The organism is Xanthomonas hortorum, from assembly GCF_011305375.1.
In the GTDB taxonomy this organism is placed as follows: domain Bacteria; phylum Pseudomonadota; class Gammaproteobacteria; order Xanthomonadales; family Xanthomonadaceae; genus Xanthomonas; species Xanthomonas hortorum_E.
In genome coordinates, this window is sequence record NZ_VCME01000034.1 from 23222 (window position 1) to 39231 (window position 16010).

Sequence of the window (16010 nt, forward strand, 5' to 3'; positions counted from 1 at the left end):
CGGGAATGGGGAATCGGGAATGGGGAATCGTAAGGGCGGCGCTGTGCTGTCGTGTCGATTCCTGACTTCCACATGGACAACAGACACCGCAAGCGCGGCTCCTGCTCTACCGATTCCCCCACTCCCGATTCCCCATTCCCAACTCCGAAGGAGTTACACCAATGACACTTCGCATTGCATACGTCACCAGCGGCATGGGCAGTGTGGGCACCGCGATCTGCCAGAAGCTGGCGCGCAGCGGGCATACCGTGGTCGCCGGGTGCGGTCCCAATTCGCCGCGCAAGACATCGTGGTTGCGTGAGCAGCGCGAGCAAGGCTTCGAGTTCGTTGCCTCCGAAGGCAATGCCGCCGATTGGGATTCCACCGTGGCTGCGTTCGCCAAGGTCAAGGCCGAGGTCGGCGAGATCGATGTGCTGGTCAATAACGCCGGCGGTAGCCGCGACACCTTGTTCCGGCAGATGACGCGCGACGACTGGAACGCGGTGATCGCCAGCAATCTGCACTCGTTGTTCAACATCACCAAGCAGGTAGTCGATGGCATGACGTCGCGCGGCTGGGGACGCATCGTCAATATCGGCTCGGTCAGCGCGCACAAGGGCCAGATCGGGCAGATCAATTTCGCCACCGCCAAAGCGGCGATGCACGGCTTCAGTCGTGCGTTGGCGCAAGAGGTTGCCTCGCGCGGCGTCACCGTCAACACCATTTCGCCGGGCTATATCGCCAGTGCCTCGATCAGCAGCTTTCCGCCCGACGTGCTCGACCGCCTGGCGACCTCGGTGCCGGTGCGCCGGCTCGGCAAACCTGCAGAAGTCGCAGGGCTATGCGCGTGGCTATCCTCCGATGAGGCTGCCTATGTGACGGGTGCGGACTATGCCGTCAACGGCGGGCTCTACATGGGCTAGCACGGCCAAAAAACTACTGCGTTCTTCACCAGATGAGCGCGGCCGGTGCTCGCTGCGTTTTGTCTGCTCCTGCGAAGCGTCATGCTTGGCGAGTGGCAAGCACAACCTACAGGCTGTGCGCTTGCACCGATGTGCGTGCTTGCAGTTGGTCATCCCCGCAAGCAACCGCCACTGCGATGAGTGACCCGCCTGCTGCGCGAACTGATTACACTCTGGTTTTTAAGCAGCGCGTTGTCATGGTCAAACCTTCAGAACGCGCAACGCCGGGCGCCCGCCCGCAGATGGCCGACATCGCCCGCATGGCGGGCGTGTCCGAATCCACCGTGTCGCGCGCACTCGCCGGCAGCCCGGTGGTGGCCGAGCGCACACGCGCCTACATCAAGCAGATTGCCGCCGATGCCGGCTATCAGGTCGATCCGATCGCACGCAGCCTGCGCGCTAAACGCTCGAACACGGTGAGCGTGGCAGTGCCGATGATGCATGCGCTCGATCAGCCGTTATCCGATCCCTTCATGATGACCATGCTGGCGTTGCTGGCCGAAGAACTCACCGGGCGCGGCTACAGCATGCTGCTGTCCAAGCTGGATCGGCATCAGGATGGATGGGTGGAACAACTCGCACGCGGCAGCCGCTCAGATGGCGTGATCGTGCTCGGGCAAAGCTCCGAACACGATGCGCTCGATGCTGCCGCGCGCGACGGTCTGCCGATGGCGGTGTGGGGCAGCAAGATCGAAGGGCAGTCGTACATCAGCGTGGGTAGCGACAACTTTCAGGGCGGCGCCATTGCCACCGAGCATCTGATCGCCAGTGGCCGTCGCCGTATCGCCTTTCTGGGCGACGATCAACTGCCCGAGGTCGCACCGCGCTTTGCCGGGTATCGGCATGCACTTGAGCAGCATGGGCTCGAATTCGACACGCGCCTGCATGCACGCAGCCACTTCCTCAGCGAAGACGCCTACCGCCTCACCCGCGCGATGCTCAAGAAGACCGATCCACCGGATGGGCTGTTCGCGGCCTCCGATGTGATCGCAGTCGGTGCGATTCGTGCCCTGGTCGAAGCCGGCCATCGTGTGCCGCAGGACATTTCGCTGGTGGGATTCGACGACATCCCGCTGGCCGCCTATAGCCAGCCGCCACTGACCACGGTGCGGCAGGACTTGGGGCTCGCGGCACGCCTGCTGGTGGATCGGCTGTTGGCACTGATCGCGGGCGAATCAGTGGAATCGGTGGAAATGGCGGTGAAGCTGGTGGTGCGCGAGTCCGCTTGAAGCGGGGATTGGGGATTGGGGATTGGGGATTGGGGAATCGCAAAAGCGGAGGTGCTGCGCGCAGCCGTACGTCCTCGCCTCCGCGAGCGCACTCGACGGCGCCCGGTATGCAGCAATGCAGGCGTGGCGACTAAGAGCGGCTAAGAAAACCTAGCGAGCGGTCGCCTGTCAGTGAGTGCAGTGGTTTTGTCTGCCGCATATTGGTGGATGCAGTCAAAAGTCCAGGTCGAACGCTGAGTCGGTCGAGGGCGCGGTGCCCTCACCGCTCGCGGGACACGCCGTGAACCCGTCCCTGGGGGCTCGGTGGCGGCATCCATGCCGCCACACGGTCCCGCAAGCGGCGAGGACACCGCACCAGAGAGTTGAACGGTAGCTTTGTTTAAAACCCTGCACACCGACCATCTCGACTGGTCCTTGCCCGCCCACCGTCGCGGGACCTTACGCGGCATGGATGCCGCGTAAGAGCTTACAAGGACGTACTTGCAGCGTGTCCCGCGATGGTGGGCGGGCAAGGGCCCCGCAGCCAGGCAGCAGATCAGCCGGCCTGCAGTAGACCGGCGTGAAGTCGTTTGTCAGCCGCTCTAAGCCGCCACCGCCTTGGGCTTGCGGACGCGCACGCATAGCATCGCGATCGCCGCGGCCAACATCAGCGCGCCGGCAAGACGGACCACGTTGCGCGGGTCGCCGTGCAACAGCCGCTCGTAATACAGCGGCAAGGTGACGATCTGGATCAGCATCGGCAGCACGATGAACAGATTGAACAGGCCCATGTACACGCCGGTGCGCTCGGGCGGAATGCTGTCGGCCAGCATCAGATACGGGTTGCCCATCATGCTGGCCCAGGCCAGGCCAATGCCGATCATCGGCAGCAGCATCAACCAGCGGTCCTGGATGCCCGGCAGTACCCACATGCCGATACCGGCCGCGACCAGACAGGCCGCATGCGTGTACTTGGGGCCGAAGCGGCGCACCACCGGCACCATCGCAAACGCCGCCAGAAACGCGATGAAATTGTAGAAGCCACCGATCTGCCCGTTGACCAGCCCCGCCTCACGGAAGCCATGCGAGTTTGCTTCGGTGGTGCCGAACAACGTGGTCGACAGCGACAGCACGATGTATTGCCAGTAGCAAAAAATCCCGTACCACTGGAACAGCATCACCGGTGCGAGCTGACGCATGGTCGGCGGCATCGCGCGCAAGGCACTGACGATTTCGCGCACTGTCGCGCCCAGGCCCGCACCGGTCTGGCGCATGCGTGCGATCTCTGCCGGCGCAATCGCCGGCTCGCGCACGCTGCGCGCGGTGAGCAGGATCGAGGCGGCAGAAAATCCCGCGCCAATCACGAACGCGGCGATGGTGACGTAGGGAATATGGTGCGCATTGGCGGCGTCCTGATTCATGCCCAGCCACACCAGCAACGGTGGCGTGAGATAGGCCAACGTCTGCGCAAGACCGGTGAACGCGCTTTGCGTGAGATAGCCAAGCGGCCGCTGCGGTGGCGCAAGCACATCGCTGACCAGGGCACGGTACGGCTCCATCGCCACGTTGTTGGCAGCGTCCAGGATCCACAGCAGGCACACCGCCATCCACAACGCGGTACTGAACGGCATCGCCAGCAGGCACAGGCTGCATACCAGCGCGCCCAGCACCATGTACGGCATGCGCCGGCCCCAGCGGGTCACCGAGCGGTCGCTCCACGCGCCCACGAACGGCTGCAGCACCAACCCGGTGATCGGCCCGGCCAGCCACAGATACGGCAGGCTGGCGTGGTCGGCGCCCAGGTAGTTGTAGATCGGGCTCATATTGCTCTGCTGCAACCCGAAGCTGTATTGCACGCCAAAAAAGCCGGCGTTGAGCGCCAGGATGCGTGCAAAGGAAAGCGGTGGAGCGGTCGACGACATGCAAGGCCCTGAGCTTCGGTGCGGCTATTAGTGGCCGCAGCGCACTGTACGCTGCCGTTGATGCAATCGATTGTAAAGCTGCGCCGCAACACACTTCCGCTATGTAGATAACTCCTTTCCGTCCGGTCAAACATTGCTGCACCGCATGATTGCAATCGATTGCATTGCGGCGTATTACTGCGCTCGCACTGCAGGCCACACGGCCACTCCCTGGGAGGGGACGATGCAGAAATCGGCACACCACCATCCGTGAGAGAGAGAACCGCGATGTCCACTTTGCACACCCTGCGCCTGCATGCCCTGGCCTGCGCGGTCGCCTCCTGCCTGTGCGTGCCTGCCGCGCTGGCGCAGGACGCCACCAGCACACCCACCACCCCGCCGGCTGCCGACAGCGCCGCGGTCAATCTGGATTCGGTGTTCGTCACCGGCACCTCCACTGCTACCACCAAGTTGAAATCGAGCGTGTCGGTCAGCACCGTGGGGGCCGAGGCGATCGAGCAATCGGCGCCGCGCAGCACTGCTGAAATTTTCCGCAACATTCCAGGCATCCGCTCCGAATCCAGCGGTGGCGAAGGCAACGCCAATATCGCCGTGCGCGGCCTCCCCGTCGCTTCGGGCGGCGCCAAGTTCCTGCAATTGCAGGAAGACGGTTTGCCGGTGATGGAGTTCGGCGATATCGCCTTCGGCAACTCGGATATCTTCCTGCGTTCGGATTTCACGATGGACCGCATCGAAGCGATCCGCGGCGGTTCGGCATCGACGTTCACCAGTAACGCGCCCGGCGGCATCATCAACTTCATCAGCAAGACCGGCGACACCGCAGGCGGCAGCGTCGGCGTGAGCCGCGGCGTGGATTACGACAGCACGCGCGTGGACTTCAACTACGGCGCACCGTTTGCCGAGCATTGGCAGTTCAATATCGGCGGCTTCTTTCGCCAGGGCGATGGCGTGCGCGACGCCGGTTACACCACCGAAAAGGGTGGCCAGCTCAAGGCCAACCTCACCCGCCTGTTCGAGAACGGCTACGTGCGTGTGTACGGCAAATACCTCAACGACCGCGCCGCCGGCTATCTGCCGGTGCCCACCTCCGTGCGCGGCCGCGACGGCTCGCCGGACCTGGGCGGCTTCGCCGGCTTCGACCCCGGCAATGACACCTTGTACAGCCGCAATTTCCGCAGCGATGTGGGCCTGGATGGCAACAACCAGCCGCGCCGCACCGACCTGGGCGACGGCATGCACCCGATCTCGCGCACCATTGGCGCCGAAGCCTGGTTCGACCTGGGCAACGGCTGGAACCTGAGCGAGAAATTCCGCATCGCCGACAACAGCGGCCGCTTCGTCAGCCCGTTCCCGGCCGAAGTCACCGATGCCGCCTCGCTCGCCTCTTCCATCGGCGGCGCTGGCGCGCAACTGGTGCAGGCCAGCGGCCCCGACGCCGGCCAGGCCTACACCGGCAACGCAATCCGCACGCATCTGTTCAACGTGGCGATCAACGACCTGGGCAACGTCACCAACGACCTCAGCGTCTCGCGCGCGTTCGACGGCGATGGCCGTACGCTCACCCTGCGCATGGGCTATTACAGCTCGCGCCAGACCATCGACATGGACTGGACCTGGAACTCCTACGTGCAGACCCTGGGCCGCGACTCGCGCCTGCTCAACGTGGTCGATGCCGGCGGCGTGTCGCGCTCGCAAAACGGTTTGTACGCCTACGGCGTGCCGTTCTGGGGCGATTGCTGCAACACCCGCAGCTACGACCTGCGCTACGACGTGAACGCACCTTACGTGGCGCTCACCTTCGACAGTGGCAAGCTCAGCATCGACGGCAGCCTGCGTTACGACATGGGCGATGCACGCGGCAGCTATTCCGGTACCGCGATCGCACAGAACCTGGACGTGAACGGCGATGGCGTGATCCAGCCGGTGGAACAACGCGTGGCCACGGTCGATACCGCCAACGCGCGGCCGGTGGATTACGACTGGAATTACCTGTCGTATTCGTTGGGCAGCAATTATCTGATCAACGACGACCTGGGCGCGTTCGCGCGCATCAGCCGCGGTGCACGCGCCAATGCCGACCGCCTGTTGTTCGGCGTGATCCGCGACGACGGCTCGGTGTCTTCCGACGAGGGCGTCAACGTGGTCCGCCAGACCGAAGCCGGTTTGAAGTGGCGTCGCGACGGGCTGAGCCTGTTTGCGACCGCGTTCTCCGCACGCACCCAGGAACAGAACTTCGAAGTGACCAGCCAGCGCTTCTTCAACCGCAGCTACAAGGCGCACGGTGTGGAGCTGGAAGCCAGCTACCGCTACGAAGGATTCACCGTCAACGGCGGCCTGACCTGGACCGATGCGGAAATCTCCAGGGACCAGATCACCCCGGAAAACACAGGCAATGTGCCGCGCCGCCAGGCCGATGTCGTGTGGCAGCTGACACCCAGCTATCGCGGCGACGGCTACCAGTTCGGCGTGAACCTGATCGGCACCACCGATGCCTACACCCAGGATTCCAACCAGCTGAAGATGCCCGGCTATACCCAGGTGAACCTGTTCGGCGATTACCGCGTGACCGATGCGCTCACCGTCGCGCTCAACGTCAACAACCTGTTCAACACGTTTGGCCTGACCGAAGCCGAGGAAGCCAGCATCCCGGCCAACGGCATCATCCGCGCGCGTTCGATCGCCGGCCGCACCACCAGCATCAGCTTGCGCTACGACTTCTAAGGACCCCTCGCCGGGTTCTTCCCGGCGCTCGCCAATGAGCACCTCCCCCATCGATTTCACTGTAGTGCGCGCAGCCTTTGCTGCGCCGTTGGATGCGCAGCGTGCGAATACGCTGTTGCCGCGCTTCGATCAGCATGCGCCGCGTCTGCTCGACGCGCTGCAAGCGCTGTATGGGCAGCGCCCGGACTATGCGTCGTGGTTGACGCAGTGGTTGAGCGCGCTCGGCAACACTGCGCAACAGCGCCCGCAGCCACTGCAACAACTGGACACAACGCGTCAGCCCGGCTGGTTTGGCGAACAACAGATGTTGGGCTACAGCGCCTACGTGGACCGCTTCGCCGGCACCTTGCAAGGCGTGGCCGAACGCGTGCCGTATCTGCAGGAACTGGGCGTGCGCTATCTGCACTTGCTGCCGTTCCTGCGCGCACGCGCCGGCGATAACGATGGCGGCTTTGCGGTCAGCGATTACGGCCAGGTCGAACCAAGCCTGGGCGACAACGACGACCTCATCGCGCTCACCACACGCCTGCGCGAGGCCGGCATCAGCCTGTGCGCGGATTTCGTGCTCAACCATACCGCCGACGATCACGCCTGGGCACAGGCCGCGCGTGCGGGCGACGCACGCTATCTCGATTACTACCATCACTTTGCCGATCGGGCCCTGCCCGATCAGTACGAAGCCACGCTGGGGCAGGTCTTCCCGCATACCGCACCCGGCAACTTCACTTGGGTGGACGACACTGCGCACTGGATGTGGACCACCTTCTATCCCTATCAATGGGATTTGAACTGGAGCAACCCGGCGGTGTTCGGCGAGATGGCGCTGGCGATGCTGCAGCTGGCCAATCTGGGCGTGGAAGCATTTCGGCTGGATTCCACGGCGTATTTGTGGAAGCGCACCGGCACCGACTGCATGAATCAACCCGAGGCACACACCTTGCTGGTGGCGCTACGCGCGGTCACCGACATCGTGGCGCCCTCGGTGGTGATGAAGGCCGAAGCCATCGTGCCGATGACGCAGCTGCCGCCCTACTTCGGCACAGGTGCGGACCAGGGACACGAGTGCCATCTCGCGTATCACAGCACGCTGATGGCAGCCGGTTGGTCGGCCTTGGCGCTGCGACGCGGCGACATTCTGCATACCGTCATCGCGCATAGCCCGCCGTTGCCGCACAACTGCGCGTGGCTGAGCTATGTGCGCTGCCACGACGATATCGGCTGGAACGTGCTGCAGCATGAAGCGGCCGGCAATGCCGAGCAGCCGCCGTTTGCGTTACGCGATGTCGCGCGTTTCTATGCCAACGATGTGCCAGGCAGCTACGCGCGCGGTGAGAGCTTCCAGAGCAGTGGCGACGGCGTGCACGGCACCAATGGCATGGCCGCTGCGCTTGCGGGCATTCAGGCGGCACAGGAGGCAGGCGATGCGGTGGCGTTGGACACTGCGGTGGATCGATTGGTACTGCTCTATGCGATCGCGCTTGCAATGCCGGGTGTGCCGTTGATCTATATGGGCGACGAACTCGCCTTGCCTAACGACATCAGTTATCGAGGCGACCCGCTCCGTCAGCACGAAGGCCGCTGGTTGCATCGTCCGGCGATGGATTGGCAGCTTGCTGCTCAACGTGAGACTGCGGATAGTTTGAGCGGCAAGGTGTATCGCCGGTTGCGTGCATTGATCCGGCAACGTGCTGCGCTTTCTGCACTCGCTGCCGACCAGGCGTTGGGCAGCGTGGCGCTGGGCGATCCGCGACTGTTTGCGTTGACGCGTGGCGATGACTTCTTGGCTGTGCACAACTTCGGCGATCAGCCGCTGACGGTGGAGCTTGCTGCGATCGGGGATGGCCGATGGAAGGTGTTGGCCGATGGCGGCGACGTGCCTGGCGAATCGCTGAGCGATGACATGCGACTGGTGCTGCCGGCTTACGCGGTGCGCTGGTTGGAGCGTAGCGCCTAAGCGGTTTTGGGCAGTGGTGAAGCGCACTTCGAAGCGGATGATCTGCCAGAGCGGATGGTCTGCGGCTTGGCTGCAGGGCCCTTGCCCGCCCACCATCGCGGGACACGCCGCAAGTACGTCCACGCGGCATCCATGCCGCGTAAGGTCCCGCGACGGTGGGCGGGCAAGGGCCAGTCGAGATGGTCGGTGCGCTTGGTTGCGAGTACTAGATTGCGTTGAGCTTTCGGATGCTGCGGCATTCTGAAAACGCACGACTCAAGAGAAGCTACAAAACTACTGCTCTCACCGTCAGGTGGGTGCGGCCGGTGCTCGGCATCGGCATGTACAACTCGTACATGCCCGCTCCTCTGCCCCGTCCGCACCCACCTGACGACTAATCGCTACGTTTTTGTCAGCCGCTCCAAATCAAAAGGCGCGGCTTCCTCCGGCGGTCGATGCACGACCACACGACAACCGCAAAATCAGCGCTTCAACAACTCGAGCAATGTCTCGGCGGCTTTTTCGGACGAGGCAGGATTCTGCCCGGTCACCAGCGTGCCATCGGTGACCACATGCACGCCCCAGTCGGCGCCCTTCTCGTAACGTCCGCCGAGTTCGGTCAGCACGTCTTCGACCAGGAACGGCACGATCTTGGTCAGGCCAACGCCCTCTTCCTCGCCATTGGTAAAGCCGGTGACGCGGCGGCCGTTGACCAGCGGCTTGCCATCGCTGCCCTTGACCCGACGCAGTACGCCCGGCGCGTGGCAGACCAGGGCATGCGGTTTGTCGGCAGCGGCGAAGGCTTCGATCAAGGCGATCGACTGCGCGTCTTCGGCCAGATCCCACAACGGTCCGTGGCCACCCGGATAGAACACCGCATCGAAGTCCTCCGCCTTGACGTCCGCCAGACGATGCGTGCTGGCCAATGCCTGCTGCGCGTCGGCGTCCTGCTTGAAGCGCTTGGTGGCATCGGTCTGCGCGTCGGGCTCGTCGCTTTTCGGGTCCAGCGGCGGCTGGCCGCCCTTGGGCGAGACCAGGGTGATCTCCGCGCCGGCGTCCTTGAACACGTAGTAAGGCGCGGCGAACTCTTCCAGCCAGAAGCCGGTTTTCTTGCCGGTATCGCCGAGTTGGTCGTGGGAAGTGAGCACCATCAGGATTTTCATCGCATTGCCTCGTGTCGTTGCCCATCTCGGGCGAGGCGACCAGTGTCCGGATCAGCCCGTTGCAACATCGTGTAGAACACGTCGCCGCGATGCATACGGTTCAGCGCCACTCCCGGCGGGTTTCGCAATCGCGAGGCAGCATCAGCGGTGGCGGCATTCGAAAGTGACACGCGACTACCAAGAGCGGATAACAAAACGCAGCGAGTTGTCGCCAGGTGGGTGCGGAAGTCGCAGTGGAGCTGGAGTGTACGAGTGGTACATGCCGATTCCGAGCATTGGCCAAGACCGCTTGACGGTGAACGCAGTCGTTGTTTCAGCTGCTCTAAACCTGTCGTAACGATGCTCAGACATTCATCGCCGGCGGCTGCAGCTGATCCATGCGGATGCGATTGGCGAATAACGAAAACGCCAGCATTCCGGCCAGCCCGCTGACCCGGCTCACCCACGGCGGCAGCCAGCGCGGTGCAACCAGCACGCCGCTGTCGAACAACGGCGCAAAGCGCGCCACATCGCCCAGCGCCATCTTGCCGGCAAACAGGTACCGGCACAGCTGCAGCTGGTCGCGCTGCAGGGAATGCCGGAAGAACGTGTGCACCGCGACCAGCCCGCGCAGATACACAGTGTCCTTGGTGAAGGCGCCGCCGCCTGCGGTGGGCACCCCGCGGAACACGCGTTGCGCCGAGGAAAAACTTTCGGTTGCGCTCTGCCCGCTGCTGGTGAAATAGCGGAACACCTCGATGAAGTCCGCGCCCGAGCGCGCCATCGCAATCGCCTCGATGCGCAGGCTGATGCGCTTCATGCGTTCGATATCGATGCTGCCGGTGATCTGCTCGGCAAACGTCGCCAGCCCTTCCTGGGTGGCCGTAGTACGTGGCGAAGAGATGCCCAGGCTGGGCAGATGCACCTGCGCGCGGCCATTGAGTGCGGTCAGCGAATGCACCAGCGCTTCGTGGTGGAACAACTGCGCGCGGTCGTAATCGCTGAACGTCGCACCGCTGCGCAAGCGGATGCGATACGCACCGGCCGCCGCCTTGGCGAGCAGATCCGGGTCCAGCGTGACCGTGATGACGCGGCCTTCGAAGAACGCATCCAGATCGTTCTGCAGCTGCATGCGCAAGGCCGTCGCCGACACCGGCACCTGTTCTTCGGGCGCCAGCAATTCGCGGTCCAGTTCCTGTGCAATCTGGATAAAGTGGCGTGCGGCCTCGCGCGTAGTCGGGCCGTTGCCCGGCATCGGGTCGTCGGGCACACCGAACAGCTGCGCCGAGTAATCGCTGACCGCGGTGGTGCCCAGCGATTCCAGCAAGCCGGCAGCCAGGCCCCAGCTATGCGCCGAGTCGATCAGATACGCGCCCAGCGGATGATGCGGATCGGCGGCCTTCGCAATCGCCGCCAATTCGCGTCGGGTATCGCCGAAATCCAGCGCCGGATACTCCACCTGCGGCAGTTCCGGCTGACCACGCGCCACGCTCTGCAGAAACGGCTCCTGCAGCGAGCGCGGCCAGCTGGCCAGGGCCAACAGACGCACGCCGCGCACCGCCTTGACCAGGCGCACATCCAGCGCCGCGTGATGGACGATGTCCGGCGGCGCCTTGCGCAGCGGCATTTCAGCGGCGTCCGGTACGATCGACGCTGGCAGGCCGCCGGCCCGATCCCTTGCCCCGGTTGTTCTGCGCCAGGCGCGTGGCAAGCTTTTCGGCCGCAGCGGCTACTTCCACGCGGAGCTTCATGTAGTTGGCAACGCGCTCCGGATCCAGCGTATCGGCCTCGATCGCCGCACGCACCGCGCAGCCGGGCTCGGCGATATGCGCGCAATCGTTGAAGCGGCATTGCGCGGCCAATGCCTCCACATCCGAGAAACCGCCCTCGGCCAGGTCCTCTTCGCCAGTGGGCTTGAGCTCGCGCATACCGGGCGTATCGATCAGGCAGGCACCGGACGGCAACGGAATCAACGCGCGATGCGTGGTGGTGTGCCGGCCGCGCGAATCGTTCTCGCGCACCGCATTGGTCTTCATCTTCTGCGAGCCGAGCAAGGTATTGGTCAGCGTCGACTTGCCGGCCCCCGACGAGCCCACCAGCACTGCGGTGCGGCCATCACCCAGCCACGGCCGCAGCGCAGCCACACTTTCGGGATCCTTGGCATTGACCGCACGCAACGCGATGTTCTGCGCTTCCAGTTCCTCCAGCACCGCCAACGCATCCTCAGCGTATTCGGTCTGATCGGCCTTGGTCAGCACCACCACCGGCTCGGCACCGCCGCCGCCGACCAGCAGCAGATAGCGCTCGATGCGGCGCGGATTGAAGTCCGCATCCAGCCCGCACACGATGAACACCGTATCGATATTGGCCGCGATCACCTGCTGGTGGTAATGCTCGCCGGCCGCACCGCGCTTGATCGAGGTGCGCCGCGGCAGCAAGGCCACGATGCGCTTGCCCTCCATCAACACCCAATCGCCCACCGCCGCCCGCTCATGGCTCGGGAAACGCGGCCGCTGCCACTCCGGCAAGGATTCGGCCTTGAGACTGGCCTCCGGCGTATCGGCCACCACATAGCCGGTGCGATGCTGCTCCACCACCCGCGCCGGCATCGCCTGCGGATGCGCGGCAAAGACCGCCTGCCAGGACGGGTCCTCGGCAGGGCCAGGCCAGGGCCAGCCGATGGATTGGAGGGTGGGGTAATCGGGGGGTGCGTTGCTCATGGGGCGATTCTAGCTGGCTGGCCGCAGTGGCTTGTGCAATCGGACCCTGCGCCTGGGCTGAAGCGCCCCTTGACATCGTTGCCGATGCAAGCATGCCCGTCTGTCATATTTCCGCTACCATGCCAAGCCTCACGCCTACAACCGGCCTGCCGTATGTCCACAGCCCAGCAAAAGCCGCTCGTCATCCGCGAGCGTCTGTCCGAAGTCCGCTACGAGATCCGGGGCGAGCTGGCGCGGCGAGCGCGGGAATTGGAGGCGCAGGGCCGCAAGCTGATCAAGCTCAATATCGGTAACCCGGGGGCGTTCGGGTTCCGTGCGCCGGAGCATCTGCAGCGCGCGATCGCCGACGACATGGGCCGCACCGATCCGTACACCCATCAACAGGGCCTGCCCGAAGCGCGCGAGGCGATCGCCAAGGCGTATTCGCGGCGCCAGCACCCCGATGCGCATCCTGACCGCATCTTCATCGGCAACGGCGTCAGCGAGCTGATCGACCTGTCGCTGCGTGCGCTGCTCAATCCCGGCGACGAAGTGCTGGTGCCCTCGCCCGACTATCCGCTGTGGTCGGCCGCCACCATCCTCAACGATGGCCGCCCGGTGTATTACCGCTGCGCGCCGGAAAACGGCTTCCAGCCGGACCCGGTGGAAATCGAGACGCTGGTGTCCTCGCGCACCCGCGCCATCGTGCTGATCAATCCGAACAACCCCAGCGGCGCCAGTTATTCGCGCGAGTTGCTGGAGCGCATCGTGGCGATTGCCAGCAAGCACAATCTGTTGTTGATGGTCGATGAAATCTACGACCAGGTGCTGTACGACGATGCCGAATTCGTGCCGGTCGCGCCATTGGCCGGTGGGCACCCGTGCATCACTTTCGGCGGGCTAAGCAAGGTGCACCGTGCGTGTGGCTGGCGCGTGGGTTGGGCGCTGCTGTCGGGCGAGCAATCGCGCGTCAACGATCTGCGCAACGCGATGGACCTGCTTGGCGCGTTGCGCCTGTGCGCCAACGTGCCGGGCCAGTACGCCATCGATGCGGCAGTGAACGGGCCGGACACCATCTCGGCGCTGTGCGCGCCGGGTGGACGTTTGTACGAAACCCGCCGTGCGGTGATCGAGGCCTGTGCCGCCAGCGAGCACTTGTCGCTGGTGGCGCCGGCAGGTGCGCTGTACGCGTTCCCGGCGGTGGTAGGTCCCGCCGCGCGTAATTTCGATGACCACGAATTCGCGCTCGAGCTGATGAACGAGGAAGGCGTGTTGGTGGTGCCGGGCTCCAGCTTCAACGTGCCCTATCGCCATCACTTCCGCGTGACCCTGATGCCGGAAGCGGCAGTGATGCGCGATGTGTTCGCGCGTATCGACCGCGCACTGGCTCGGCGCGCCGAAGCGGTCACCAAGGTCGTGCCGCTCAAGTCGCGCAGCGTGGCCTGATGGCGGCGCCTGGTACGCCGTTGCGCTATCTGGCGCTCGGCGATTCCTACACCATCGGCGAAGGCGTTGCGGCTGCGCAGCGCTGGCCGGTGCAATTGGTCGACGGTTTGCGTGCCTACGGCTGGAACGTGGCGCCGCCGCAGATCATCGCCACCACCGGCTGGACCACCGACGAGCTGCAGGCCGGCATCGATACAGCCGCACCGCAGGGGCCATTCCAGCTGGTGAGCCTGCTCATCGGCGTCAACAATCAATACCGCGGGCGCTCGCTGGACGAGTACCGCAGCCAGTTCGATGCGTTGTTGCAGCGTGCGATCGGGTTCACGGGCGGCCGTGCAGCGCACGTGTTCGTGTTGTCGATTCCCGATTGGGGGCTGACGCCGTTCGCGCATGCGCAGGGCGCCGATACAGCGCTGATTGCCGCGCAGATCGATGCCTTCAACAGCGTCGCCTCCGATCTCTGCGCCAAACGTGCCGTACGCTTTGTCGACATCACCGCAACCAGCCGCGATGGCGGCGATGCGGCAGACATGCTGGTCGACGATGGCCTGCATCCCTCTGGCGCGACGTATGCGCGCTGGACCGCATTGGCACTGCCTGCGGCGCGCGATGCCCTAAGCTAGCCGCGCAACACGCTCACTGCCAAGGAACGACATTGCAGACCACCGCCACCCAACCCATGAGCCGCGCGCAGGCGCTGGCAATCGCGCGCGCGTTTCTGCCGCCGCATCCGCTGGGCAATCGCTACGACTACTACTACACGCAGGCCAAGTTGCGCACCGATCCGCTGTATCCGGGCGTGCTGGCCGAACTGCGCAGCACCAACGCGCCGGTACTGGATCTGGGCTGCGGCCTGGGCCTGCTCGCGCATGCATTACGTGCCGATGGCCAGGCACTGGCGTATCACGGGGTGGATGTGGATGCGTCCAAGATCCGCCGCGCGCAACACATCGCGCAGCGCTCGGCACTGGGCAATACGCAGTTCGCCGTGGTCGATCTGAGCGTGGCATGGCCGCAACACCGCGGCAGCGTGACCATCCTGGATGTGCTGCAGTATCTGCAGGACGACATGCAGGCCAACCTGCTGCGCAGCGTGGCGCAGATGCTCACACCCGGTGCGAAGCTGGTGATCCGCAGTGCCTTGGGCGATGCCAGCAGCCGTGGCCGCACCAGCCGCGTCACCGACGTGCTGGCGCATCTGAGCGGCTGGATGCAGCGCATGCCGCGCAGCTACCCCACCCGCGACAGTCTGCAGGCACAGTTGGATGCCGCCGGTCTGCGCGCGACGTTTGCGCCGTTGTATGGCAATACGCCGTTCAACAACTGGTTGATCGTGGCCGAACCGCGCTAAGGCGGTGCACGAAGTGCTTGGCTCGATTTAGAACGCCTAACAGAACGTAGCGAGCGGTCGTCAGGTGGGTGCGGACGGCGCGGAGGAACCGGTGTGTACGCGTGGTGCACACCGCAGCGAGCAGCGGCCGCGCAGTCGTTTTAACGGCCGCTCTTGACGCTATGTGGATGATCCCAAGCTGCGTTGGTCGAGTGCGCGGTGCCCTCGCCGCTCGCGGGACACGCCGCAAGTACGTCCATGTAGGCTCGGTGGCGGCATCCATGCCGCCACACGGTCCCGCAATCGGCGAGGACACCGCACCAGAAAGTTGGTCGGTCGTTTGATGAAAGCCTGCCTGTTGATCGCGTTGCGTTTTGCGTTGCGAAGCTGATCGGCCGCAGCGTTATCCGAACAACGCACCTGATGCATTGCTTGCACCATGCACACCAACCAACCCGAATGGTCCTTGCCCGCCCACCGTCGCGGGACCTTACGCGGCATGGATGCCGCGTAAGAGCCTACATGGCATGCATGCCGCGTAAGAGCCTCCATGGATGTACTTGCGGCGTGTCCCGCGATGGTGGGCGGGCAAGGGCACTGCAACCAAGCCACAGATCACCCGCTTTAAGCAGAATCCCGAATCCTGGCGAATCAGGAATCCAGCTCCA

General features: G+C 64.5%; 11 protein-coding genes and 3 other RNA genes. 8 read left to right on the top strand and 6 right to left on the bottom strand.

Translation table 11 applies throughout. The features are described from left to right. Positions 1–161 precede the first annotated feature (161 nt). Both phbB and FFY45_RS21490 read left to right on the top strand, forming a co-directional pair. Positions 162–902 carry an acetoacetyl-CoA reductase gene (gene phbB, locus FFY45_RS21485; RefSeq protein WP_176341977.1) on the top strand — a complete coding sequence of 247 codons (741 nt, stop codon included), beginning with the start codon at positions 162–164 and terminating at the stop codon, positions 900–902. 236 nt (positions 903–1138) lie between these two features. Further along, positions 1139–2170 carry a LacI family DNA-binding transcriptional regulator gene (locus FFY45_RS21490; protein WP_168958248.1) on the top strand — a complete coding sequence of 344 codons (1032 nt, stop codon included), beginning with the start codon at positions 1139–1141 and terminating at the stop codon, positions 2168–2170. A gap of 581 nt (positions 2171–2751) precedes the next feature. Here FFY45_RS21490 and FFY45_RS21495 read toward each other — a convergent pair. Beyond that, positions 2752–4071 carry an MFS transporter gene (locus tag FFY45_RS21495; protein WP_176341978.1) on the bottom strand — a complete coding sequence of 440 codons (1320 nt, stop codon included), beginning with the start codon at positions 4069–4071 and terminating at the stop codon, positions 2752–2754. A 267-nt stretch (positions 4072–4338) separates the two neighbouring features. On the opposite strand from FFY45_RS21495, the gene FFY45_RS21500 reads away from it, so the two are divergent. From FFY45_RS21500 to FFY45_RS21510, 3 genes are all read left to right on the top strand, one after another. After that, complete coding sequence (locus tag FFY45_RS21500) at positions 4339–6792, top strand: TonB-dependent receptor (RefSeq protein ID WP_176341979.1); 2454 nt, start codon at positions 4339–4341, stop codon at positions 6790–6792. Positions 6793–6826: 34 nt separating this feature from the next. Next, positions 6827–8746, top strand: a complete 1920-nt coding sequence (locus FFY45_RS21505; protein ID WP_176341980.1) for an alpha-amylase family protein — start codon at positions 6827–6829, stop codon at positions 8744–8746. A gap of 320 nt (positions 8747–9066) precedes the next feature. After that, positions 9067–9143, top strand: a non-coding RNA gene (locus FFY45_RS21510) — sX9 sRNA. 64 nt (positions 9144–9207) lie between these two features. Here the strand turns inward: FFY45_RS21510 and FFY45_RS21515 are convergent. The 4 genes from FFY45_RS21515 to rsgA form a co-directional block, all read right to left on the bottom strand. Beyond that, positions 9208–9888, bottom strand: coding sequence for a type 1 glutamine amidotransferase domain-containing protein (locus FFY45_RS21515; RefSeq protein ID WP_176341981.1), 681 nt, complete (start codon positions 9886–9888; stop codon positions 9208–9210). Between the two features lie 185 nt (positions 9889–10073). Then, a non-coding RNA gene (locus tag FFY45_RS21520) (sX9 sRNA) lies at positions 10074–10149 on the bottom strand. An 82-nt stretch (positions 10150–10231) separates the two neighbouring features. After that, positions 10232–11494, bottom strand: coding sequence for a flavohemoglobin expression-modulating QEGLA motif protein (locus tag FFY45_RS21525; protein ID WP_176341982.1), 1263 nt, complete (start codon positions 11492–11494; stop codon positions 10232–10234). Between the two features lies 1 nt (position 11495). After that, positions 11496–12587, bottom strand: a complete 1092-nt coding sequence (gene rsgA, locus FFY45_RS21530; RefSeq protein WP_176341983.1) for a ribosome small subunit-dependent GTPase A — start codon at positions 12585–12587, stop codon at positions 11496–11498. A 153-nt stretch (positions 12588–12740) separates the two neighbouring features. On the opposite strand from rsgA, the gene FFY45_RS21535 reads away from it, so the two are divergent. From FFY45_RS21535 to FFY45_RS21545, 3 genes are read left to right on the top strand one after another with little or no spacing between them, the layout of a single operon-like run. Then, positions 12741–14012: a pyridoxal phosphate-dependent aminotransferase gene (locus FFY45_RS21535; protein WP_176341984.1), complete on the top strand. Its 1272-nt coding sequence runs from the start codon at positions 12741–12743 to the stop codon at positions 14010–14012. Continuing rightward, a complete protein-coding gene (locus tag FFY45_RS21540) occupies positions 14012–14635 on the top strand; it encodes an SGNH/GDSL hydrolase family protein (protein WP_176341985.1) in 624 nt (207 codons plus the stop codon). Before FFY45_RS21535 ends, FFY45_RS21540 begins: the two co-directional genes overlap by 1 nt. Before the next feature lie 56 nt (positions 14636–14691). Then, complete coding sequence (locus tag FFY45_RS21545) at positions 14692–15363, top strand: methyltransferase domain-containing protein (RefSeq protein ID WP_176341988.1); 672 nt, start codon at positions 14692–14694, stop codon at positions 15361–15363. A 34-nt stretch (positions 15364–15397) separates the two neighbouring features. Here the strand turns inward: FFY45_RS21545 and FFY45_RS21550 are convergent. Further along, positions 15398–15473: non-coding RNA, sX9 sRNA (locus tag FFY45_RS21550), on the bottom strand. Positions 15474–16010 lie beyond the last annotated feature (537 nt).